22 protein-coding genes are annotated in these 23,141 nt (G+C 68.9%); 13 read left to right on the top strand and 9 right to left on the bottom strand.

The genetic code is table 11. The annotated features are described in order from the left end of the window. Window positions 1-62 precede the first annotated feature (62 nt). Window positions 63-875, bottom strand: a complete 813-nt coding sequence (nadE, locus tag ACLD0U_RS01370) for an ammonia-dependent NAD(+) synthetase (RefSeq protein WP_410340258.1) — start codon at window positions 873-875, stop codon at window positions 63-65. A 74-nt stretch (window positions 876-949) separates the two neighbouring features. Between nadE and ACLD0U_RS01365 the strand changes: the two genes are divergently transcribed. Further along, window positions 950-1,507 (top strand): nucleoside phosphorylase, encoded by a 558-nt coding sequence (locus tag ACLD0U_RS01365; RefSeq protein ID WP_206550489.1) that lies wholly within the window; start codon window positions 950-952, stop codon window positions 1,505-1,507. A 15-nt stretch (window positions 1,508-1,522) separates the two neighbouring features. On the opposite strand, the gene ACLD0U_RS01360 is transcribed toward ACLD0U_RS01365, so the two are convergent. The 3 genes from ACLD0U_RS01360 to ACLD0U_RS01350 are packed head-to-tail and all read right to left on the bottom strand — an operon-like array spanning window position 1,523 to window position 6,137. Further along, window positions 1,523-4,603 (bottom strand): AAA family ATPase, encoded by a 3,081-nt coding sequence (locus tag ACLD0U_RS01360; RefSeq protein ID WP_410339608.1) that lies wholly within the window; start codon window positions 4,601-4,603, stop codon window positions 1,523-1,525. Continuing rightward, window positions 4,603-5,781, bottom strand: a complete 1,179-nt coding sequence (locus ACLD0U_RS01355; RefSeq protein WP_410339607.1) for an exonuclease SbcCD subunit D — start codon at window positions 5,779-5,781, stop codon at window positions 4,603-4,605. Before ACLD0U_RS01355 ends, ACLD0U_RS01360 begins: the two co-directional genes overlap by 1 nt. A gap of 47 nt (window positions 5,782-5,828) precedes the next feature. Beyond that, window positions 5,829-6,137, bottom strand: coding sequence for a GNAT family N-acetyltransferase (locus tag ACLD0U_RS01350; protein WP_410339606.1), 309 nt, complete (start codon window positions 6,135-6,137; stop codon window positions 5,829-5,831). A gap of 338 nt (window positions 6,138-6,475) precedes the next feature. Between ACLD0U_RS01350 and ACLD0U_RS01345 the strand changes: the two genes are divergently transcribed. Together ACLD0U_RS01345 and ACLD0U_RS01340 are read left to right on the top strand one after the other, a co-directional pair. Further along, a complete protein-coding gene (locus tag ACLD0U_RS01345; RefSeq protein ID WP_179409089.1) occupies window positions 6,476-7,165 on the top strand; it encodes a winged helix-turn-helix domain-containing protein in 690 nt (229 codons plus the stop codon). A 256-nt stretch (window positions 7,166-7,421) separates the two neighbouring features. Then, window positions 7,422-8,360, top strand: coding sequence for a DNA-3-methyladenine glycosylase family protein (locus ACLD0U_RS01340; protein ID WP_410339605.1), 939 nt, complete (start codon window positions 7,422-7,424; stop codon window positions 8,358-8,360). Between the two features lie 26 nt (window positions 8,361-8,386). Here the strand turns inward: ACLD0U_RS01340 and ACLD0U_RS01335 are convergent, their stop codons facing one another. From ACLD0U_RS01335 to ACLD0U_RS01320, 4 genes are read right to left on the bottom strand one after another with little or no spacing between them, the layout of a single operon-like run. After that, a complete protein-coding gene (locus tag ACLD0U_RS01335; RefSeq protein WP_410339604.1) occupies window positions 8,387-9,145 on the bottom strand; it encodes an ABC transporter ATP-binding protein in 759 nt (252 codons plus the stop codon). Further along, window positions 9,142-10,236 (bottom strand): iron chelate uptake ABC transporter family permease subunit, encoded by a 1,095-nt coding sequence (locus ACLD0U_RS01330; RefSeq protein WP_410339603.1) that lies wholly within the window; start codon window positions 10,234-10,236, stop codon window positions 9,142-9,144. Before ACLD0U_RS01330 ends, ACLD0U_RS01335 begins: the two co-directional genes overlap by 4 nt. Further along, window positions 10,226-11,275, bottom strand: a complete 1,050-nt coding sequence (locus tag ACLD0U_RS01325) for an ABC transporter permease (RefSeq protein ID WP_410339602.1) — start codon at window positions 11,273-11,275, stop codon at window positions 10,226-10,228. The genes ACLD0U_RS01330 and ACLD0U_RS01325 overlap by 11 nt, the downstream gene beginning before the upstream one ends. Next, window positions 11,272-12,264, bottom strand: a complete 993-nt coding sequence (locus ACLD0U_RS01320) for an ABC transporter substrate-binding protein (RefSeq protein WP_206550496.1) — start codon at window positions 12,262-12,264, stop codon at window positions 11,272-11,274. Before ACLD0U_RS01320 ends, ACLD0U_RS01325 begins: the two co-directional genes overlap by 4 nt. A gap of 118 nt (window positions 12,265-12,382) precedes the next feature. On the opposite strand from ACLD0U_RS01320, the gene ACLD0U_RS01315 reads away from it, so the two are divergent. The 4 genes from ACLD0U_RS01315 (at window position 12,383) to ACLD0U_RS01300 (ending at window position 16,438) form a co-directional block, all read left to right on the top strand. Then, entirely contained in the window at window positions 12,383-13,150 is a 768-nt protein-coding gene (locus ACLD0U_RS01315; protein WP_410339601.1) for a siderophore-interacting protein, read from the top strand. Window positions 13,151-13,205: 55 nt separating this feature from the next. Next, on the top strand, window positions 13,206-14,030 hold the full coding sequence (locus ACLD0U_RS01310; RefSeq protein WP_410339600.1) for an acyl-CoA thioester hydrolase/BAAT C-terminal domain-containing protein: 825 nt from the start codon (window positions 13,206-13,208) through the stop codon (window positions 14,028-14,030). Between the two features lie 275 nt (window positions 14,031-14,305). Continuing rightward, window positions 14,306-15,475, top strand: coding sequence for an RtcB family protein (locus ACLD0U_RS01305; RefSeq protein ID WP_410339599.1), 1,170 nt, complete (start codon window positions 14,306-14,308; stop codon window positions 15,473-15,475). 60 nt (window positions 15,476-15,535) lie between these two features. Continuing rightward, on the top strand, window positions 15,536-16,438 hold the full coding sequence (locus ACLD0U_RS01300) for a metallophosphoesterase family protein (protein ID WP_410339598.1): 903 nt from the start codon (window positions 15,536-15,538) through the stop codon (window positions 16,436-16,438). Here ACLD0U_RS01300 and ACLD0U_RS01295 read toward each other — a convergent pair. Next, window positions 16,405-17,220: a GntR family transcriptional regulator gene (locus ACLD0U_RS01295; RefSeq protein ID WP_179409098.1), complete on the bottom strand. Its 816-nt coding sequence runs from the start codon at window positions 17,218-17,220 to the stop codon at window positions 16,405-16,407. The two genes, ACLD0U_RS01300 and ACLD0U_RS01295, sit on opposite strands and share 34 nt — an antisense overlap. A gap of 91 nt (window positions 17,221-17,311) precedes the next feature. Here ACLD0U_RS01295 and ACLD0U_RS01290 point away from each other — a divergent pair, with 91 nt between their 5' ends. The 6 genes from ACLD0U_RS01290 to ACLD0U_RS01265 are packed head-to-tail and all read left to right on the top strand — an operon-like array spanning window position 17,312 to window position 23,032. Then, a complete protein-coding gene (locus ACLD0U_RS01290) occupies window positions 17,312-18,814 on the top strand; it encodes an ABC transporter substrate-binding protein (protein ID WP_410339597.1) in 1,503 nt (500 codons plus the stop codon). A 1-nt stretch (window position 18,815) separates the two neighbouring features. Beyond that, window positions 18,816-19,832, top strand: coding sequence for an ABC transporter permease (locus tag ACLD0U_RS01285; RefSeq protein WP_410339596.1), 1,017 nt, complete (start codon window positions 18,816-18,818; stop codon window positions 19,830-19,832). After that, complete coding sequence (locus ACLD0U_RS01280; RefSeq protein WP_206550503.1) at window positions 19,829-20,710, top strand: ABC transporter permease; 882 nt, start codon at window positions 19,829-19,831, stop codon at window positions 20,708-20,710. Before ACLD0U_RS01285 ends, ACLD0U_RS01280 begins: the two co-directional genes overlap by 4 nt. Continuing rightward, entirely contained in the window at window positions 20,707-21,513 is an 807-nt protein-coding gene (locus tag ACLD0U_RS01275; RefSeq protein WP_410339595.1) for an ABC transporter ATP-binding protein, read from the top strand. Before ACLD0U_RS01280 ends, ACLD0U_RS01275 begins: the two co-directional genes overlap by 4 nt. Beyond that, complete coding sequence (locus ACLD0U_RS01270) at window positions 21,510-22,301, top strand: ABC transporter ATP-binding protein (RefSeq protein ID WP_410339594.1); 792 nt, start codon at window positions 21,510-21,512, stop codon at window positions 22,299-22,301. Before ACLD0U_RS01275 ends, ACLD0U_RS01270 begins: the two co-directional genes overlap by 4 nt. After that, the gene (locus ACLD0U_RS01265; protein WP_410339593.1) at window positions 22,298-23,032 is read left to right on the top strand and encodes a tyrosine-protein phosphatase; all 735 of its coding nucleotides are present in this window, start codon (window positions 22,298-22,300) and stop codon (window positions 23,030-23,032) included. Before ACLD0U_RS01270 ends, ACLD0U_RS01265 begins: the two co-directional genes overlap by 4 nt. Window positions 23,033-23,141: the final 109 nt, after the last annotated feature.

The raw sequence follows: 23,141 nt of genomic DNA, 5'->3' as shown, positions 1-23,141 counted from the left end.
TCCCCGGGCGCCGACACTCACCGCGATGGACCCCTTACGCTCGGGGGCATCAGTGTGCGGGCTCAGCGCCACCAGGTGTCGTGCGGCGCCACGGGAAGGTGGCGCTTGTGCCGCGACCCGAGGTACTTCGCCTCGATGCGCGCCGCGACGTCTGCCGGCACCTCTCCCCCTTCGAGATAGGTGTCGATCTGCTCGTAGGTGATGCCGAGTTCGTGCTCGTCGGCCCGGCCGGGTTGACCATCGAGCAGATCTGCCGTCGGCACCTTCAGATACAGGCGCTCCGGCGATCCGAGGTGCTGCAGCAGTGCACGGCCCTGCCGCTTGGTGAGTCCCGACAGCGGCAGCACGTCGGCCGCTCCGTCACCGAACTTGGTGAAGAAACCGGTCACAGCCTCCGCGGCATGGTCGGTGCCGATCACGAGCATGCCGTCGTGCCCGGCGAGCGCGTACTGCGCGACCATGCGGATGCGGGCCTTGATGTTGCCGCGGTTGAAGTCGGTGATGCTCGAGTCGAAGGCGTGCTCGATATCGGCCTCGACGGCGTCCACACCGCGATGGATGTTGACCTCGATCGAGCGATCCGCGGCGATGAAGTCGAGGGCCGCCTCAGCATCTGCTGCATCGTGCTGCTCGCGGTAGGGCAGGCGCACGGCGAGAAACGACGCTGCGCAGCCGTCGGCACGCACGCGCTCGACGGCCAGCTGCGCCAGGCGCCCGGCCAGGGTGGAGTCCTGTCCGCCCGAGATGCCGAGCACGAAGCCCTTCGCTCCGGACGCGCGCAGGTAGTCGACGAGGAAGCCGATTCTGGCATCTGCTTCCGTCGCCGGGTCGATTTCGGGCCGTACGCCGAGGTCTGCGGCGATCTGCTGCTGCATGCTCACGGCCCCATCCTCTCACCGCGTGCCGCCCGGATGTCCACGGAGTCGGCACCGGATGTCAGGATGGATACGTGAAACTCCTCGTCGCCGCCCTCGCCTCTGAACTGCAGGCCTTCCCCGCTGAGATCGACGGCTTCGATCGCCTCGTGACCGGCCCCGGAAAGCTCATGGCCACGTACGGGCTGACCCGCGCGCTGGATGCGGCGGTGTACGACGAGATCATCGTGGTCGGCACCGCAGGTGCCGTGTCGGATGCCATCGCGACGGGCATCCACGATGTGAGCTCCGCCATCCAGCACGATGTTCAGGACCTCGACGGCACGGTCGGCCAGCACGTGTCGCTGCCGGCCCGCTTGGAGACCGGACGCGCCGGCGTGACGATCGCGACCGGCGATATCTTCGTCGACGACGTCGATGCGGTCGCGCGGATCACGTCGCTCGGTGGGGTGCTCGTCGACATGGAGACCTACGCGTTCGTGTGGGTGGCCCAGAAGTTCGGTGTTCCGATCCGTGTGGTGCGGGTGGTCTCGGATCGCGCGCAGGACGGGGCGACGCAGGTCTGGGACGAGGTCGTGGCCGCGTGCAGTGCCCAGCTGTGGGACTTCATGCAGCGCGAGTACGCGCTCTGACCCCTCGCGCACGGCTCACCGCCCGCCACGGCCTTCGATCACGCTCGGACCGTCGGGTGTTGTTCGTACCGTCAGCTGGGCGGGGATCTGCTCCTGCATCGCCTCGACGTGACTGATCACGCCCACGGTGCGCCCGCCTTGCCGTAGCGCGTCGAGGGTGCGCATCGCCGTCTCGAGGGTGTCGGCATCCAGCGAGCCGAATCCCTCGTCGATGAACAGCGTGTCGAGTCGGATGCCACCGGCTCGCGCCGTGACGACCTCGGCCAGCCCCAGAGCCAGAGCGAGCGATGACAGGAAGGTCTCGCCGCCCGACAGCGACTTGGCCGGCCGGCTGTGGCCCGTGAACGCGTCGAAAACGACAATGCCGAGACCCGATGCGGCCCCTCGTGCCGCGAGCGCGTCGGAATGACGCAGCTGATAGCGGCCGTCCGACATGTCGTGCAGACGCAGGTTCGCCGCCGCCACGATCTCTTCGAGTTCGGCGGCGAGGACGAACGTCTCGAGGTTCATCTTGAGCGTGTTCCCGGACCGTCCGGCGAGGGCGTCGGCGAGCCCCCGCAGGACCTCGAACTGCTCTGCGTCGGCCGCTGAGGCGGCGTGCTCGGATGCTGCCGATTCGACGCTCGCTGTGAGGCCGCGCTGCACTCCGCGGGCCTGACTGTCAGCATCCACGGCACTCTGCCAGCTCTCCCGCGCGGCGTGCGCCGCGGCCTCGGCCGGGGCGAGATCGATCGGTTCCTCGGGCAGGGCGCGCATTTCGAGGTCGAGCAGCAGCGCCTTCTCTTTCTTCACCTCGACGGCGTGCGCGGTGACCCGCGCGTCGAGGGTGGCGATCTCGGCGGCGGCCAGGAGCGCGTGCTCTGCCTGGGCCACGTCGTCGAACACCGAAGCGGTGAGGGCGGCATCGAGCTCGCCGCGAGCGATCGCCGCTGCGGATGCCCGCTCGATGCGCACCTCGATCGCGTCGGCTGCGCGGGTGGCGAGCGCGATGTGGTGCTGCGCCTGCGCGATGCGTGCGGCCACGCTGTCGTAGTCGCCGCGTGCCTCGGCGATCATCCTGTCGGCATCGGCGATGCGCTGATCGATGAGCGAGAGCGCCGTGCGCGCGGCGCCGAGTCGCTCTGCCGCCTCCGTGCGGCGCTCGTCGACCTCGGCGGCGTTCCGAGTGAGGATCTGCAGTTGCGCGCTCAGCTCGTCGGCGCGTTCGGCCGCGCGGGCGGCGGCATCGCGTTCGGCGACCATCTGCGTGATCTCGTGCTCGGCCTGCTCGAGACTACGCCCGGCGGCGCGCTCCGCCGCGGCAGCCAGCTCGGCGCGATACCCGGCGAGTACGCGCGAAGCGGTCCGCTCGGCTGCGGCGGCCGTGTCACGCGCAGCTTCGGCAGCGGCGATGTCGTCCGGCGAGAGGGGGTCGGCATGCTCGGCCGGAGCCGGGTGCGCGGTGGAGCCGCACACCGCGCACGGCTCGCCAGCGACGAGGCCTGCCGCCAGCTCACCGGCGTAGCCGTCGAGGCGTCTGCGCCGCAGCAGTCCGAGCTCGTGCTGAGCACGGGCGTGCGCCTCGGTCGCCTCGGTCTCGGTGCGCTCCGCTTCGGTGATCGCCCCGGTGAGTCGTGCGACCTGTGCGGCTCCGTCGCGTCGCCGTTCGGCGGCGGCGACCGCCTGCACGGCGGTTTCTGCGCGGGCGCCCTCTCGGCGGGCGTCGTCTCGTTGTGTCTCGAGCGCGCTGATCTGCGCGGGAAGAGCGTCGCGTTCGGCGTCGATCGCCTCCAGCGCCGCGGATGCTGCCGTAACGGCCTCCTCGGCGGTCACGCGCTCTGACCGACGGCGCTCGCCCTCTGCCTCGTGCTCGGCCGCGTTCTGCCATGCGCCGCTCTCGCGGGTGCGCTCCGAGGCGAAGTCGCGCAGCGCGGCAGCGGAAGCATCGCTTCTCTGCGTCGCGCCCGCGGTACCCTCAGGGCTCGCTTCCGAGGCCGAGCCCTCGCCGTCATCGCTCGATGATGGCGTGTGCTCGAGTACCACGCGGATCGCATCCGTCGCGCGTGCAGAGGCGATCGCCTCAGCCTCATCGCACGCAGCCTGTTCGAGCGCGGCAGCGCCGCGTGCCTCGGCCGTGATCAGTGCCCGTAGGTTGTCGGCCGCGCGAGCGCGATCGCGGCGGGTCGCGGCTTCCGCGATCTCGGCGTTCTGCGCTTCCAATGCGGCGAGCGCTGCGCGCGCACGGTCGCGGTCGCTCTGCGCCCGACGTTGCTCGGTGAGCGCGGTCACGACGGCCGCTGCGTCCGCCTGGGCCTTCTCGGCGGCGGCATTCTCGGCGGTGGCGCGTTCGACGCGATAATCGGCACGGGTGATGGCCCGGCGCAGCCGTTCGATGCGCTGATCAGTGGAGTCGGCGATGTGATCGGCGTCATCGCCCCACAGGTCAGCATCGCCGACAATGCGCTCCGCCTCATCGAGCCGGGCATCAACGGCGGCGCGGCGTCCGCTGAGCGCTTGCTCTGCCGCACGCCGACGCTCATCGAACCGTGCCTGATAGTCGGAGAATCGACCGGTGTCGAACAGGCGACGCAGCAGTGCCTGACGCTCGTTGCTGCCGGCGAGCAGGAAGTCCGCGAAGCGGTTCTGCGCGAGCAGGATCACCTGCAGGAACTGCTCCTGACTCAACTGCAGGATCTCGTTCAGCTCATTGCCCGCGTCGACCGCACGAGCCGCGCGCCCGACCCACTCGTCGCCCACCAACTGCTCCAGCAGCACCGATGCCTGCTGTGTCGTCATCCCGCCGCCGCGCCTGGCCGGTCGTTCATAGGCCGGTGATCGGGTGACCCGGTAGCGGCCGGCGGTCGTGCTGAACTCGACGACGACCTCGGTGACGTCATCGGGTGCGCAATGGTCGCTGCGCATGCGCTTGTCACCACTGTCATACCGCGGTACGCCGCCGTAGAGACCGAAGCAGACGGCATCGAGGATGCTGGATTTGCCGGCTCCGGTTCGACCGGCGATCAGGAATATGCCGTCGTCCGCATACTCGTCGAAATCGACGACCTGGCGCGCACGGAACGGGCCGAACCCGGCGACCTCGAGGCGATGCAGCCGCATCAGACGAGCGCCTCGGCGCGCACGCGGTCATCGAGCACATCGCGGATCAACTCGGCCTCGTGCGGCGTCGCCCCCTGACCGGCGCGCACGTGTATCAAGAAGGCCTCGATCCGCTCGACGTCCGTGACCGCCGACCGCAACCGCTCGGAATACGAGCGCTCGTCACCGGCATCCGCCCCTTGGGGCTGGTGCTGCACCAGCGCGCAGAACGGGAAGCGCTCGCGCAACCGGCGCATCGGCTCGTGCTGCGGCACGGCATCGGTGTACACGGCGCAGACCCAGTGGTCTGCGTGCCGGGCGGCGTTCGCATCGCAGAGGATCTCGTCGAGTGTTCCGGTCAGCGTCACCAGCGCGCGCGGAACCGGCAGCGCCAGCCATTCGACAGCGGCCAGGCCGTCCGCGTCGAGGTCGACGAGCCACGAGCCGCGCTCTTTGTGCTGCTCGCCGAAGCTGTAGTGCAGCGGCGCCCCCGAGTAGCGCACCCGGTCGCTGAGCTGCTGGCGGCCGTGGATGTGCCCCAGTGCGACGTAGTCGGGCCCGTCGAAGGAGCTCAGCGGCACCATGTCCAAGCCACCCTGGCGCACCTCGCGCTCGAGCCCGTCGGTGACCTCGACACCGGCGGCGAAGCAGTGCGCGATCGCCACCGAACGCCCCTCGTGCGCGGTCATTCCATCTCGCACCAGGCTCATGGCGTGATGCATCACCTGCGCCTGCGTGCGCAGCACAGGCGGCTGGTCACCGGCATCCGCACCATCACTCCAGTGCTGACGGACGATCGCGGGCTCCAGGTACGGGATGCCGAAGAAGTGCACCGGACCGTGCGCATCGCGCACGGTGACCGGCGTCGCGATCCCCGCCGGATCGGTGAGCACGTGAATGCCCTCGCGCAGCAACCGGGAATGGAAACCCAGTCGCGCGATCGAGTCGTGATTGCCGCTGGTCATGATGACCGTCGCACCGGTCTCGTGCAGTGCGAGGAGCGCCTCGTCGAGCAGCGTGTACGCCGCGGCGGCCGGTGTCGCCGAATCGAACACGTCGCCGGCGACGATCACCACGTCGACCTCGTGCGAGCGCACCTGCACCACCAGCGCGTCGAGCACCTCGGCCAGCGCCGCGAGCGTCGAATGCCCGTGGAAGGTGCGGCCGATGTGCCAGTCGGAGGTGTGCAGAATGCGCATGTTCACACCGTACGGACGACCACCGACATCGCGATCGAGGCGTGCCGTCAGCGTGCGCGAAGCAGGTGCTGCTTGTCGGGATGCCCCTGGAACCACTCGGCGACATACCAGCACACCGGATCGATCCGCCGGTCACCCTCGGCCTCGACTTCGGAGACCGCCCCGGCGACGACCATGGCCGCGTATCCGTGGCCGCGGTGCGTCGGGATCGTGTACGCACGCGTCATGGCGACGGTGCGACCGTCGTCGCGGTAGTCGAGGACACTCACCAGTTCGCCCCCACGTGTGAGCGTGTATCGGGAGGCGTCCTTCTCGTCGGATAGCACGAAATCGGTAGCAGGAAGGGGAGATGTCACCCACCCCACGTTACGTCCTGTTTCAGACACCGGATTGTCACGTTTTGACACGGCGCGTCATCATGAGACATAATCGCCCCCATGACCACCAACGCATGCCCTGTATCCGCCCAGGAGGCGAACGGGACTGCCGGGATGATGATGCCCGGCCGCGTTGGCATGTGTTGCCGAATGTGTTGCTAAGGCGCAACCACCCAGCCTGACCCGCTGTCGCTCCTCGATCTGAGGGGCGGGTCTCGGAGCGCCCACCCTACGCGCTCATTCCACCGGCTCCGCCCGGTCTTTCGTGCAACGCAAACAGAGCCACCGGCTCTCGCATCCGTGAAGGTTTCATCATCATGTCGACCACTGCTCTCCTCGATCGCCCCGTCACCGCTCCCGTCCGCGTCATCTCCCCCGCCGACGCCGCAGCTGACCTCCCCTCCGTACGCTCGCCGCGAGGCTTCGCGCTCTACGTCGGTATCGACGAGATCAAGGCCGCCTCGGCCGGTGTGAGCCTGCCCGTGCTCGTCGACGCGCTGCGTCGCACCCTCGCCGAGCTCGCTCCCGGCGCCGAAACCCACGCCACCGTGGCGCTCGCTCCGCAGGCATCCGGTGGCCGCGACCTCGACGTCGTGCGCCTCGCGCTGCACGAGCCGGGTGCGATCGCCCGCGCCAAGGCCGCCGTCGAGGAGGAGAAGGACCAGGAGGCCGGCGTCGTCGTCGACATCTCGCGCAAGCGTGTGCTGCTGGACGGTGAGTCTGCGGCGTTCACCTACAAGGAGTTCGAGCTGCTGCAGTACCTGGTGCTGCGCGAGGGACGCACGATCGAGCGCACCGAGCTGGTCTCGGCGCTGTGGCAGGCGTCGTCCGATGAAGAGGCGCCGGGCGAGCGCACCATCGACGTGCACGTGCGGCGCCTGCGCGCCAAGCTCGGCCGTCACGAGGACATCGTGCGCACCGTGCGCGGCGTCGGATACCGCTTCGACCGCCACGCCGATGTCTCCATCCGGTACGGCCACGGCACCCCGTCGCCCGACCGTTTCTGACCCGCCTCGCGTCTCTTCGTTGCCGCCTCACGCGGCGCGTCGCTGCTGTCCGCTGCTTCGTCGCGCGACTTCTCTGCGCTGAGACCCCCAGTTCTCGCCGAGACCCCCAGGTGTGGGCGTCCGTAGCTAGGGGTGTCGGCGGTAGGTAGGGGTGTCGGCGAAAGGCGCTGCAACGACGAAGCCCCGCAACCACGAAGCCCCGCGACGTAGAACCCCGAAGACGAGAGCGTCGGCGCCGGCGCGTAGGGTTGCCGACATGACGACGGATGCTACACCGCACCAGCCGGTGGCGCAGACCGTCTACCGTCCGGCACATCCGGTCGACCTCATGCGAACGGTCGGGATGCTGGTGCGCGGGCCGAACGATCCGACGATGCTCATCGACGGCGGACGGCTGTGGCTGGCGTTCCGCTCCGGGAGCGGCATCGCCACACTGTGCCTGCGGCAGGATTCCCAGGGCATCCACGCAGCCGCGTGGGGCCCCGGCGCCGACGAGGCGATCGATCGGATGCCACGGATGTGCGGCGCCGATGACGACCCGACCGGCTTCGACGTCTCGGCGCACGCGGGCCTCGCCGGCATCGCGCGGCGCTTCCCGGGCATCCGACTCCCCCGCACCGATCTCGTCTTCGACGCCCTCGCCTGCGCGATCCTCGAGCAGAAGGTGACGGGCCTGCAGGCCTTTGGTGCCTGGCGGTACCTGGTCACGAACTTCGGCGAACGTACCCCGGGGCCGACGCCCCGCCCGATGTTCGCCGCACCCGCGGCAGAGAGCTGGCGCAGCATCCCATCCTGGCACTGGCACCGCGCCGGCGTGGAGCCCCCGCAGTCCCGCACGATCGTGCGGGCGGCATCGCGTGCCCCGAGCATCGTGCGGGCACTGCACGCGGCATCCGACGGCGACGACCGCGACCGGGTGCTGACAAGCCAGCCGGGGATCGGGCAGTGGACCTCGGCCGAGACACGGTTGCGCGCGCTCGGCGACCCCGACGCCGTCGCTCTCGGCGACGCCCACCTGCCGCACGAGATCGGGTTCGCACTCACCGGCTCGCGCACCGACGACGCGGGCATGCTCGAACTGCTCGCACCCTGGACCGGTCACCGGCAGCGAGTCATCCGGTTGGTCTATGCCGCCGGCATCCGAGAGCCGCGCCGTGGACCGCGGCTGGCCCCCGAAGACCACCGGCGCCGTTGACGCGGCCTCGCCGCGCCGCAACGGGGTCAGCGGTGATAGGCGGCGAAACGTCCGTTCGGGCCGTCGATCACGGTGACGGGCGTGCGGAACACCCGGCTGAGGACGTCGTCGCGGATGATCTCGTCGGGGGTGCCGTGCACGGCGATGCGCCCCTCTTCCATGGCGACGATGTGGTCGCTGTAGGCCGCGGCGAAGTTGATGTCGTGCAGCACGATCACGATCGTGCGGCCCAGCTCATCGGCCGCCCGTCGCAATTGCTGCATCATCTGCACCGAATGCTGGGCGTCGAGGTTGTTCAGCGGTTCGTCGAGCAGCAGATAATCGGTGTCCTGCGCGAGCACCATCGCCACATACGCACGCTGCCGCTGACCGCCCGAGAGCTGGTCGAGAAAGCGCTGTTCGAGGTCGGTGAGCCCCAAGAAGTCGATGGCCTCAGAGATCTTGTCCTCGTCGGCCTGGGTGAGACGCCCGCCGCTGTACGGGTAGCGGCCGAAGCCGACCAGCTGCCGCACCGTGAGCCGCGTGACGAAGTGGTTCTCCTGACGCAGGATCGACACGGTCTTGGCGACCTTCTTCGACGGCGTGCGGTGCACATCGATGCCGCCGATCTCGACCGAACCGCCGTCGGGGGCGAGCAGGCGCCCCATCATCGTGAGCACGGTCGACTTGCCGGCACCGTTCGGCCCCACCAGGGCGATGATGCCCCCGGCTGGCAGGTCGAGCGAGATCGGTCCGATCTCGACTTCGGCACTGTAGCGCTTGGTGACGTTGGACAGCCGGATCACAGGCGCCCCCTTCTGAGAACGACGATGAGGAACGTGATGCCGCCGATGAGCTCGATGATGATCGTGACGGTGTCGACCATGGGCAGCACGTGCCGCAGCAAGAAGTACGCGCCTCCGAGCACCACGAAGCCCAGCAGCCAGGCGACCGGCAGGATGCGCCGGTGGTCGTGGGTGTCGGTGATCGAGTAGGCGAGGGTGGCGACCAGGAAGCCGAGGAACGTCATCGGCCCCACCAGCGCGGTGCTCATCGCCATCAGCACCGTCACCAGGGTGAGGGTGAGCATCACCTGCCGCCGGTGGTTCATGCCGAGGTTCGTGCTGATCTCACTGCCCAGCGCGACGACGTTCAGGCGGCGCGCCATCAGCCAGATCGAGGCGCCCGTCACCAGGCACACCGGGATCACGAACCACAGGTAGTCGGTGTTGGCGTTGCCGACGTTGCCGAACATCCGGGCGCGCAGCACGTCGAACTCGTTGGGGTCGAGCATCCGCTGCAGGAACGTCGAGAGTGTTCCGAGTCCGGTGCCGATGATGATGCCGACGAGCAGCATCACATGCAGGTTGCCGAGCCTGCCCGAGAACAGCCACGAGTAGAGCAGCACAGCGAAGGCGATCATCATCGCGGTCTGCAGCAGGAACTGCACGAATCCGTCGATCTGATCCAGGCCGCTCATGCCGAAGAAGAACACCGCGGCGGTCTGGATGAGGATGTACAGCGACTCGAAGCCCATGATCGACGGGGTGATCAGGCGGTTGTTGGTGGCGGTCTGGAATGCCACGGTCGCGAACGAGTGGCACAGCGTTACGAGGGCGATCACGATGAGCGATTCGGAGCGCATGTTCGAGATGCGCCACCACTTCTCGCTGAAGAGCGGATGCTGGTTGTCCCACGTCAGCATGAGCACGGCGATCGCGACGGCGAGGACGATGAGACCGCCGAGTGTCAGACGGTAGCGCCGGCGGTGACGATCGTCGGCGTACGCGCTGCCGCGTCGGTTTCCCGACGCGGGTGCGAGACGAGCGGATGCCGGTGACTCAGCGGAGGCGGTGTCAGCGGAGGCGGTGTCAGCGGGTGCCGTGTCAGCGGACAAGGGTCCTCCTCGTACGCAGCAGCAGGAAGATGAAGACGACGGAGCCGACGGCGCCGAGCACCAGTGACACGGGCACCTCGAACGGCATGATGATCACACGGCCGATGATGTCGCAGACGGTCACGACCCAGATGCCCGCCAGGAACACCCAGAAGATGTTGCTGCGCAGGTTGTCGCCGCGGATCATCGAGACGAGGTTCGGCACGATCAGGCCGAGGAACGGCAGTGCGCCGATCACGACGGTGACGACGCCGGTGACGACGGCGACGAGTCCGGTGCCCAGCAGCACGACGCGTTCGTAGTTCAGTCCGGCGTTCGTGGCGACTTCTTTGCCGAGCCCTGCGACGGTGAACCGGTCGGCGACGAAGACGACGATGATGGCGACGATCGCGACTATCCAGAGGGGTTCGTAGCGCCCGACCTCGATTCCGGTGAAGCGGCCCGCGAACCACGTGCCGAGCGTCTGCAGCAGGTCGTACTCCAGCGCGATGAACGTCGAGATCGCGCTGATCACGGCGCCGAACATGATGCCGATGATCGGCACGATCAGCGATGACTTGAGCGTGACGCGGCGCAGGAACAGGAAGAAGATCAGGGTGCCGATGAAGGCGAACACGATGGCGACTGTCATGCGCATCATGAGCGAGGGCATCGGAATGATGATGTAGGTCAGCAACAGGCCGAGACCCGCCCACTCGGTGGTGCCGACCGTGGTCGGTTCGACGAAGCGGTTCTGGGTCATCAACTGCATGATCAGCCCGGCCATTGCCATGCTGGCGCCGGCGAGCACCAGGGCGATGGTGCGCGGAATGCGGGTGATCCAGGTGAATTCGTGACCGCGGCCCTCGGTGTCGGTGATGTCGGCGACGCCGGTGAAGACCGACAGCGTGAGCAGACCGGCAGTGAGGATGAGGGCGATGATGACCGGCAGGCTGCGCCGCAGGCGCGACGCCGGTGGGGACACCGCGGCGCGGCGGGCCAGCGCGTCGACGTGCGTGACGCGCTGACCCGCCGGCAGCGGTGTGGTGCCCGTGCTCACAGAGCCGCGAACTCCTTCGCGAGGTCGTTGAGAACGGTGGTGTAGGTGACGATGTCTTCGGTGAGGTAGAAGTCGGCGGGCATGACGTAGATGGCCTCGTTCTCGATGGCGGGCACGGGTGCCAGCGCGGTCGACGAGGTGATCAGTTCGAGCGCCGGGGTGGACTCGCTGTCGGAGAACGCCGCCTCACGGTCGAGCACGAGCAGGAAGTCGGGGTTCGACTCGGCGATCGCCTCGATCGAGATGTCATCACCCTTGTCGTTGCTCGAGCCCTCGGATTCGAGCGCGGGGGTCAGGCCGACGAGGCTGAAGAAGATGCTCGAACCGCGGCCGTCGAGCGGGTTGGAGTAGCGGATCTCGTTGGCGCTGGTGACCAGGCCCATCACGGTGACCTCGGGGTCGTAGGCCTGCTGTGCCTCGTCGACCGCCGCGTGGAAGTCGTCGATCAGGTCCTTGGCCTCGTCCTGCTTGCCGAAGATCTCGCCGAGCAGGGTGACGCTCTCGACGAGGTACTCGTCGACGCTCAGCTCTTCGTTGGTCATGTCGACGAAGGCGGCGTCGGGCGCGGCCTTCTGCATGTCTTCGGCGTGGCCGCTGTAGCGGTAGCCGTTGACGATCAGGTCGGGGTCGACCTCGACGACCTTCTCGAAGTCGGGCTCGGCGTGCGTGCCGAGGTCGACGATGCCCTCGTCGGTGGCGAGCGGGTTCTCGCTGCTCATCAGGGCGCGCGGGGCTGCGGAGAGCTCAATGCCCCAGTCGGCGACGAGGCGGAACAGGCGGTTGTCGGTGACGATGACGCTGTCGGCGCTCTCGATCGTGACCTCGTTGCCGGCCATGTCGGTGACGGTCACCGGGAATTGCTGCCCCTCGGCGGCTGCCGGTGCTTTCGCGTCGCCTTCCTCGGCTGCGCCGACGGTGCTGCAGCCGGTCAGTGCGAGAAGGGCGACGGCGCCGAGCGCGGCGGTCGTGGTGATTCTGGACACGGACATGGAGGGACTCCTGTTCTGCGGGGGCGATGCGGCGGTGCTCTGCAGGGATACTGCGAACCTGCGCCGCGAAGTGAGGTTAGGACAACCTTGCCTGACGTGATTAGGTTAGCCTTACTTTATGACCGATGTGAAATCCGCGTTCTCGATCGAACGCCAGGGACTCGACCTGCGCTTCCGCTCTGTGACCCTCGAGAGCCGGGAATGGCTGGCGCCGAACTATGTGCGAGTACGGCTGACCGGTCAGGATCTGGCGGGCTTCGACTCGCCCGGCGCCGACGATCACATGCGCCTGTTCTTCGCCTCCGCCCCGACCGCCTCGGTCGAGGAGATGCGTGCGGCACCCAGCCGCGAGTACACGCCGCTCGCGTGGGGCGACGGCTGGCTGGACGTCGAGTTCGCGATCCATGGCGATGCGGGCGTCGCGGCCCCCTGGGCCGCCTCGGCACCGCTGGGATCGTTCGTCGGTGTCGGCGGTCCGCGCGGTTCGGCGGTCATCACCGGCACGCCGGGGTCGTGGCTGCTGGTAGGTGACGAGACCGCGATCCCTGCGATCCGCCGTTTCGCCGCGATGATCCCCGCAGACACCCCCGCGCGCATCGTCATCGAGGTCGTCTCGGCCGCCGACGAAGTCGAGATCGACGCACCCGCGACGGTCGAGTGGCTGCACCGCGGCGAGGCACCGGCGGGTGCGGCACTGATCGCCTTCCTCGACGGTCTGGGACCGGCGGATACTGTCGGCGATGACCCGTTCTGCTTCATCGCTGCAGAGCAGTCCATCGTCAAGTCCGGCCGTGCGCTGCTCGAACGCTGGGGCGTCGACACGTCCAAGGCCGTCGTGAAGGGTTACTGGAAGCGCGGCGAGGACGAGTACCACGCGCCGCACTGAGCCGGCATCAACCAACCGCACCGCGCCCATCACCGCGCCATCGTAGGTTGGTGGGGTGAGCTACATCAGCACTTCCGACCGACACGATGCGGTTCCGACTGCGCCGGTCGGGACGGCTGTGCTGCTTCTGGCCGGTTCAAGCGGGCGGATCGAGACCGAACGGGCTGATCTGCTCGCGGCCCATGGGGCGCGAGTGCGAGCCATCCGATGGTTCGGCGGACGCGACCAGCGTCCGGCACCGCACGAGGTGCCGGTCGAGGTCTTCCTCGGCCAACTCGCCGAGCTGCGGCACGACAGCGACCGCGTCGCGGTGTTCGGCACGTCCTTCGGAGCTGAAGCCGCACTGGTCACGGCATCTCTGACGCCCGTCGATGCTGTGATCGCCGCCGCGCCCACTCCGGTGATCTGGTCCGGGTGGCATGACGGCGTCTGGTCATCGCACTGGACGCGCCACGGCCTCGCCCTGCCTGCTGTTCCCTTCGACGCGGGCTGGACCCCGACGACCGATCCGCCCGAGTACCGGGGGTTGTACGCCTCCAGCCTCGACCGGCACCCCGCCGAGGCAGCAGCGGCGCGCATCCCCGTGGAGCACATCGCCGGCGAGGTCGTGCTGATTGCCGGCGGCGACGACCGCGTCTGGCCAAGCAAGGCGTTCGCCGCGCGCATCCGCTCGGCCCGTGATGCTGCGGCTCTGCGCACCACGACGGTGCACCATCCCGATGCGGGCCATCGAATGGTGCTCCCCGGCGAGACCGCCACCGTCGGGGGTGTGCGCATGGCGCGAGGCGGCTCACCCGCCGCGGATGCTGCCTTGGGCGCTATGGCGTGGCCCGAGATCCGGCGAGTGCTGTCCCTGCACGAAGCCGCTGCTACACGATAGGCGACCGCGGTCTTGACGGACGATCAGCGCTGCCATACTGTCGAGAGGCTGCGCCAACCGGCCCAGCCATCAGCCGAGGAGACGACGGAATGACCGCTATGCGGACCCTTCCCACGGTCCTTGCCTTCCTCAAGGAAAGCAATGACCGCAAGCAGTCGTACCCTCCGGCGCGAGCCGTGTGACAGCACCCGCTGCACGCAGGCCCCGCACCGTCAGGTTCGGGGCCTTTTTGTTCTTCCCGACCTGTGGCTGACACCGCATGAAGGAAAGGAACCATGGAGAGGCTCTCCGCACGGCTGGTGTCGTGGGCGTCGCTGATCGACGAGAAGACGTTGGATCAGGCGCACACCACGGCACGTCTGCCGTTCATTCACCCCCACCTGGCGCTGATGCCGGATGCGCACCTGGGCAAGGGCGCGACCGTCGGATCGGTCATCCCCACGCTCGGAGCGATCATCCCCGCGGCCGTCGGCGTCGACATCGGTTGCGGCATGATCGCCGTACGCACCCAGTTCACGGCTGCCGACCTCGCCGGGCGCGCGCTGGCACCGCTGCGCGAGGCGATCGAACGCGCCATCCCACTCTCGGCCGGGCACTACAACCGCAAGGTTGTCGCGACCGCCGAGCCGCGGATCGCTGAGTTGGAGGAGCTCGCACAGAAGAAGCGTTTCGACCCCGAGACGTACGCCGGCAACTGGCGGCTTCAGCTCGGATCGCTCGGTTCGGGAAACCACTTCATCGAGGTGTCGCTGGACGAGTCCGCCCGGGTCTGGCTCTTCTTGCACTCCGGTTCGCGCGGCGTGGGCAACAAGATCGCGACACACCACATCGCCGTCGCGCAGCGTCTGGCGCGGCAGTGGTGGATCGACCTGCCCGACCCCGACCTCGCCTATCTCGCCGAAGGCACCGAGCAGTTCACGCAGTACATCCGAGAGCTGCGCTGGGCCCAGCACTTCGCCCTGCTGAACAGGGAGGAGATGATGGATCGCGTCTCGCGGCAGGTGTCAGAGTTCGTCGGCACGGCAGTGCAGGAGCAGGAGCGGATCAACTGCCATCACAACTTCACCGAATCGGAGCGTCATTTCGGCAAACAGGTGTGGGTGTCGCGCAAGGGGGCGATCGCTGCCGATGCGGGGCGCCTCGGGCTGATCCCCGGATCTATGGGCACCGCCTCGTACATCGTCGAAGGACTCGGCAACCCGGTATCGCTGAACTCGTCCCCTCATGGCGCGGGGCGGGAGTACTCACGGTCAGCAGCTCGGCGGGCTTTCACCCGCGAGCAGTTGCGCGACGCGATGGCCGGCATCGAGTACCGCGACACCGACGCCTTCATCGACGAGATCCCGCAGGCGTACAAGCCAATCGATCAGGTGATGGCGGATGCCGCCGATCTGGTCAGAGTGCGCCACACTCTGCGACAGATCGTGAATGTGAAGGGCGACTGACGGCATACGCCGGCCCGAGGTGCGCACAGCCGTTCACCTCGGGCTGGTATTGCTGCTGGCATGACGTCTCTGCGCATCCTGCATCTCACCGACACCCATCTCTTCGGCGATAACAGCCGCCACTACGACCGTGTCGACACGCGCGAGCATCTGACGCGGGCGCTCGGGCATGTCGGCCACCTGCGCTTCGACCTGGTGGCCTGCTCGGGGGACGTCAGCGAAGACGGCACCGCCGAGTCGTACCGGTGGCTGCGCGAGATGCTGGGCACCTGGGCTCGTGAGCGCGGTGCACGCGTCGTCTATGCGATGGGCAACCACGACCGCCGCGAGACGTTCCGCGAGGTACTCGGTGGGGGCCAGCCGGATGCCCGCGAACAGGTGATGGCGGGTACCGACGAGGCCCGCCCCGTGGCATCCGCCGCCATCGTCGACGGCTGGCGCACGATCGTTCTCGACAGCTCGATCCCCCAGCGAGGATACGGATCGATCGAACCCGAGCAGCTCGAGTTCCTGCGCTCCCAGCTGGCCGCCCCCGCACCGAACGGCACGGTGCTCGTGATCCACCACCCGCCGATCGACGCGCAGACCGAGCTGCTGCAGGCGCTCGCGCTCGATGCGGACGACACCCACGAGCTGCTCGACGTACTGCGCGGCTCGGACGTGCGCGTGGTGCTCAGTGGGCACTACCACCTCCCGCTGGTCGAGACCGTCGCCGGGGTCCCGGTCGTCGTCGCTCCGGGGGTCGCCAACATCGCGCGCTCCTTCGACGACCCGCGCGAGGAGTCCGCGATCGACGGTTTCGGCGGCGCGGTCGTCGACATCCGCGGCGAGCGCGTGCGAGTGGCGCCGTTCGTCGAGCGGATGTCGGATGACACCGAGGTGTTCCGCTTCCCCGCCGACATCGTGGCGCGGATCATCGATGCCGCGGGTCAGCCGTCGACGCGCGCCGATTCGGTGTCGTAACGCAGTACGAACTTCGCGTCATCGCCCCGAAGGCGGCGACGGACGTAGAACACGGGGTGTCCGCTCTCATCGGCGGATACCCCGTCTCGCACGAGCAGCGCGGTGCCCGTGGGCACACCGAGGGTCTCGGCGTCGTCGAAGTCGGCCCCGACCGCACTGAACGCCCGCCACAGGTAGCCGAGCTGCAGGCCGAACCCATCGGCGAAGGCCCGCACGACGAGCGCATGGGCGTCGACCAGCTCGTCGACACCGGCCCATCGCTCATCGAACCAGTAGCTGTTGGCGATCCAATGCCGCCCGTCGCGCACCATCACGGTGTCCAGGCGGTGCAGGCGCTCGACGGGCAGGTCGAGATGCGCGGCGGCTTCATCGGCGAACGGGCCGGTAGCCGCCCCGGCCTGCAGAATGCGCTCGTCGACCATCCGCACCGGGCGGGCTGATCGGCGCAGCGCATGCTCGTCGAGCGCGTCAGCGGTGGCATCCGATTCCTGGCGCAGTGACGGAACGCTCGCGACGATCTCGACCAGGTCGGGCGGTGACATCACGAACGTGCCCACGCCCCGTCGGATCTCGACGGCACCCAGTCGCTGCAGTTCGATCACGGCCTGGCGAAGCGTCAGTCGGGTCACGCCGAAGCGCGCCGCGAGGTCAGCCTCGTTCGGCAGCCGCTCGCCCGGGGCGAGCTCGCCCGACTGGATCTGCTCCCACAACGCAGTGGCGATGCGCCGGTACGCGGGCGTGCCCGTGCTCGGTCGGACACGCTCACTTCGCCGATCGTTCACCTGGCACTCCTCTTCTCGACACCGTCGATCCGTAGACATATAGACGTCTCGATCACAGCCGCGGGGAAACCCCGCAACAGAAAGGTAAGCCATGCGCAGAACGTTTGCGTCCACAGCACTCATCCTCGGCGGCGTGCTGCTCGCCGGTTGCGCCTCCTCGCCCGCCACGGGCACGGACGCCCCCGAGTCCTCCGAATCCGCGATCATCGACATCCGCGTCGGGCTCGAGCCGACCAGCCTCGATGTGACCACCACCTCGGGCGCCGGCCTCGTGCAGGTCATGCGCGGCAACGTCTACGAGGGCCTGGTCGGCCTGAGCGAGGACCTCGAGATCCTCCCGGCGTTGGCCTCCGACTGGGAGATCTCCGACGACGGACTGACCTACACCTTCACGGTCCGCGAGGGCGTGACCTTCCACGATGGCACCCCGATGACCGTCGCCGATGTCGCCGCCTCGCTGCAGGCGTCCAGCGCAGAGGGATCGACGAACCCCGACGCGAAGCGCATGGGGTCGGTCGCCTCGGTCGAGGCCACCGACGACACCACGGTCGTGGTCACCCTGTCAGAGCGCGACATCAACTTTCTCGAGTCGCTGACCACCTCGGCAGGCTATGTCGTCCCGGTCGAGTCGTCGGTCGACCTGGCCTCGGCCACCAACGGCACCGGCCCCTACACGCTCGGCCAGTGGAACCGCGGCGCGACCCTGTCGTTGGAGCCGTTCGCCGACTACTGGGGCGAAGCGCCGCTCAACGGCGGCGTCGTGTACCACTACATCGCCGACGAGACCACGGCGGCGAGCGCACTGCGCAGCGGCGAGGTCGACATCCTCGCCGGCGTCAGCGCCGAGACGGCCGAGCTGCTCGGCGGAGACGCTGAGTTCCAGGTGGTCGAGGGTGACTCGACCAGCTGGATGACCCTGGGCTTCAACAACGCCGTCGCGCCGTTCGACGACCAGCGCGTGCGTCAGGCCCTGCGCCAGGCGATCGACAAGCAGGAGCTCATCGAAGTCATCGGCGGGCAGGCCCTCGAGGTCGGCACGATCACGGTGCCCACCGACGCCTGGCACGTCGACGCCACCGGCTCGGCACCGTACGACCAGGCCGCCGCGAAGGAACTGCTCGCCGAAGCCGGCCAGGAGGACCTGAGCCTGACCCTCACCGTCGCGAACACCTACGACACGATCATCACCGAGTTCATCGCAGCCGAACTGGCCGAGGTGGGCGTGGACGTCACGATCGACACGGTCGAGTTCGCCACCTGGCTCGAGGACGTCTACACGAACAAGGACTACGAGCTCACCATGGTGCTGCACGTGGACCCCGCCACGATCACGTACTACGGCAACCCCGCCTACTACTGGAACTACGACAATGCCGAGGCGCAGACACTCGTGACCGAGGCTCGGCAGTCGGCCACGCCCGAGGAGCGCGACGAGAAGCTGCGTGCGGTCGCCGAGCTGGTCGCGGCCGACTCGGCAAGCGACTGGCTGTACTCGCCGCAGACCGTCATCGTCGCAGGTGAGGACGTGGCGGGCTTCCCCGTCGACCGCATCTCGAACAACTTCCGGGTGAGCGGCATCACCGCCGCGGAGTGACATGAGCACGACTGCACCTGCGCAGGTGCGGATGCCCGCCGGACACGCTTCACACCGTGTCCGGCGGGTCGCCGCAGAACTGCTCAACGAGGCCGCCGTGCTGGTGGTGTCGCTGATCGCCGCGAGCATGGTGATCTTCGGCCTGCTGGCGGTGTTGCCCGGCGACCCCGCGGCGGTAATCGGCGGAATGGATGCCACCCCCGAGCAGCTCGAGGCGCTGCGCGCGCAGATGGGTCTGGATCGTCCCCTGTGGGCGCGCTATCTCGACTGGATGGGCGGCGTGCTGACGGGTGACCTGGGCACCTCGGCACTGGATTCGCGTCCGGTGGCGGCCGAGCTCGGTGAGAAGCTGCAGGTGACGGTTCCGCTCGGCCTGCTCGCCCTGGTGCTGAGCGTGCTCATCGCCGTGCCGGTCGGTGTCGTCGCCGCCGTGTACCGCGAGTCGGCCTTCGGCCGTGCGATCGCGGCCCTGAGTCAGCTCGCCGCCGCCGTGCCGACCTTCGTGCTCGGCCTCGCCCTCATGGTGTTCGTCGCTCTTCCCACCCGCCTCTTCCCGGTGCAGGGCTTCCCGGCCGACCGGTGGGCAGAGCCCGGCGAGGCGCTTCGCGCGCTCATCCTTCCGGCCACCGCCATCGCGATCGGCCAGGCGGCCGTGCTCGTGCGTTTCGTGCGCAGCGCCACGATCGATGTGCTGATGAAGGAGTGGGTGCGCACGGGGCTCGCGCAGGGATGGCCGCTGCGTGCGGTGCTGGTGCGTCAGGGCATGCGCAATGCGGCCCTTCCGCTTCTGGGGGTGCTCGGCCTGGAGATCGCCGGAGTTCTGATGGGCTCGGTGATCGTCGAGCAGCTGTTCGCGTTGCCCGGCGTCGGCGGCATGCTGCTCGCCGATGTGGGCAACCGCGACATCGTGTCGATTCAGAGCGCCCTGTTCGTGCTCACCGCTCTGGTGATGATCTCGACGGTCACGCTCACCGCGCTCTCGCGTGTTCTCGATCCGCGCATCCGGAGGACCTCATGATCGCTCGCTTCCTGCGCCATCCGCTCGGAATCACCGGGCTCGTGCTCGTCGGCATCCCGACGTGTGCCGCGCTGATCTCGTTGCTGTGGGTTCCGTACGACCCGACGGTCTTCTCGCCCGCCGACCGCTGGCTGCCGCCGTCGTCCGCCCATCTGCTCGGCACGGACAACGGGGGCCGCGACCTGTTCAGCATCCTGCTCGTCGGCGCCCAGTCGACGATGCTCGCCACCGTGCTCGCGACGCTGATCGCCGTCGCCGTCGGGCTCCCCCTCGCACTGGGAGCCGCACTCGCCTCACGCCGACTCGGTCTTCTGCTCGAACGCGGCATCGACATCGCGATCGCCTTCCCCACGCTCGTGCTGGCGATCATCCTGGTCACCTCGTACGGCGCCAGCATCTGGGTCTCGTCGCTCGCGATCGGGCTCGGTGGCGCGGTCGTCGTGGCCCGCACCATGGTTCCCGAACTGCGCGGCGCCCTCGCGAGCCCCTACGTCACGCTGGCAACGGCCGGCGGGGTGAGCATTGGCGGCATCGTGTGGCGTCATGTGCTGCCCAATACGGCGCCGACGCTGCTGATCCGCGCCACCCAGCTGCTCTCGGTCGCGGCACTGGCCGAGGCCGGCCTGTCGTACCTCGGCTTCGGCACGCCACCCCCGACCCCGTCGTGGGGACGCACGCTCGCCGATCTGCAATCGCAGGTGCTCGTGCGCCCCGAAGTGCTGATCGCCCCGAGCCTGGCCATCACGACGCTGGTGATCGGCTTCGCCCTGCTGGGCGATGCGCTGCGCGACGCACTCGAACCCGACCAGGTGCGCGCAGCATCCGCCCGCCCCTCCCCCAAAACCGCCCGCCGTTCCACAAAGAAGGTGCCCGCATGACGCTCCTCGACATCCACAACCTCACGATCCGCATCGACGGACGCACCGTCGTCGACGATGTCTCACTGCATGTCGATGCCGGCGAGCGCGTGGGACTCATCGGCGAGTCGGGTTCCGGCAAGTCGCTCACCAGCATGGCCGTGCTCGGGCTGCGCCCGCCGCGCGGAGAGCTGTCGGGCAGCGTTCGTGTGGAGGGGGTCGAGACGATCGACGCGGATGCCGCGACGCTGCGCGCCCTGCGCGGCAAGACCGTCGGCTGCGTCTTTCAGGAACCGCAGAGCGCGCTGGATCCGCTGCTCCCGATCCACCGGCACCTGGTGGCGCCCCTGCGCGCCCACGGGATGCTGCCCCGTGGCGCCGCACGTGAGACGGCGATCCGCCTGGCCGAGAGCGTGGGTCTGCCCGATGCCGCGCAACTGGTGCGGCGCTATCCGCATGAGCTCTCGGGCGGGCAGCGCCAGCGGGTGATGATCGCGATGGCGATGTCGACGTCGCCGCGGCTGCTGCTCGCCGATGAACCGACCACCGCCCTGGACGTGACCGTCCAGGCACGCGTACTGCGCCTGATGTCAGACCTGGTCAACCGCAGCGGCGCGGGCAGCCTGCTCGTCACCCACGATATGGCGGTCGCCGCCTCGCAGTGCGACCGCATCATCGTGATGCAGTCGGGGCGGATCGTCGAAGAGGGCCGTCCGGCCGACCTGATCCACCAACCGCGCACCGCCTACACGGCCGAGCTGATCGATGCCGCGTACGCCACCGGCTGGCAGCCGCGCCGTGTGCGGGAGGCTGTGCCCGCATGAGCACCGAGCTGTTCCATGCCGACGGCATCGGCGTCACCTACCCGGGAATGGACCGCGCGGCGCTGCGGGACATCGATCTGCGCATCGACGCCGGCCGTCACCTCGGGATCATCGGCGAGTCGGGCTCGGGAAAGTCGACGCTGACCCGCGTCCTGCTCGGGTTGCAGCGCCCCACGACGGGCACCGTCACCTACCGCGGTGAGCGGGTTCCCGCCGGCCGCGGGCGTGCCGCCCGCGACTTCCGCCGTCGCGTGCAGGTGGTGCTGCAGGATCCGTTCGCGTCGCTGAGCCCGCGGATGCCGGTGGGGCGCATCATCGCCGAACCCGTGCGCGCCCTCCGCCCGGAATGGGATGCGGATGCCCGCGCGACCGAGATGCTCGCCGCCGTCGAGCTGCCCGCCGACGCGGCACAGCGGCTGCCCCGCGAACTGTCTGGCGGGCAGCGACAGCGCGTCGCGATCGCCCGCGCCCTCGCCGTGCGCCCCGAGGTCGTGATCGCCGACGAACCGGTCAGCGCGCTCGACGTGTCGGTGCGCGCGCAGGTTCTGCGCCTGCTGCGCCGCCTGGCGGCGCACGAGGAGCTGACGATCATGGCCGTCTCGCACGACCTGGGCATCATCGACGGACTCTGCACCGATGCGCTGGTGATGACCGAAGGAGGCATCGTCGAACGCGGTCCGGTCATCGACGTACTGGAGAACGCCACTCACCCCTACACCCGGGAGCTGATCGAGAGCGTGCCTCTGCTTCCGCCCCGCCCCGCCGACGCCCCCAGGAGCACCCCATGATGAGTGGTCAGCTGATCACCCCGACCCCGCTGCACAACCTCCGCCCGGTCGGCGGACTCCCGACCGCGGACGGTGATGTCGTTCGGGCGGATCTCGTCTGGCGCTCGGCCGCACCGTTATCGCAGCGGCAGCCGGCAAGCGAAGCCGTTGTCGGTCTCGGCGTCGCCACGATCCTCGACCTGCGCGACGCGCGTGAGCGCGCCTCGACACCCGGCGCCTGGCAGCATCCGTCGCTCAGCGCACGCGCGATGCCGGTGTTCGAGGATCGGTTGCACGAGATCCGCTTCGCCGATCTCGCCGAACTCTACGCGGTGATGATCGATGACAGTGGCGCCGCACTCGCCCGCGCGTTCAGCGCCATCGCGGCGGGTGCCGAGCGGGGCGTGCTGATCCACTGCACGGCCGGCAAGGACCGCACCGGCGTGCTCAGCGCGCTCGTGCTGGACGTGCTCGGGGTCGAGCGCCCCCTGGTGCTCGACGACTTCGCACAGTCCCAGCAGCGCCTCGGCGCCGAGTACCTCGCCGATCTCTTCGCCGATGTCGACGCCGAGAACCTGCCGGGCATGGCCGCACATCGGGCCACCGCCTCACCTCCCGAGCTGCTGCAGGGAGCTTTCGATCGCATCGAACGCACCTGGGGCGGCAGCGCCGAGTACCTGGGAGCGCACGGAGTCGATGACGACGCGCTCACGCAGCTGCGCAAGGCGATGCTCGTCCCCACCAGTCGCTGACGGCGCTCCGCGTTCCGGTCGCAGTTTCTCCCGCATCCGCGACGGCGCCCCGCGTTCCGGTCGCAGTTTCTCCCGCATCCGCGGGCGGGAAGCGGGAGAAACTGCGACG

The organism is Microbacterium sp. 2216-1, from assembly GCF_046507855.1.
GTDB classification, from domain to species: domain Bacteria; phylum Actinomycetota; class Actinomycetes; order Actinomycetales; family Microbacteriaceae; genus Microbacterium; species Microbacterium esteraromaticum_C.
Note: the sequence above shows the minus strand (reverse complement) of the source record. Positions and strands in the feature narration are given on the sequence as shown.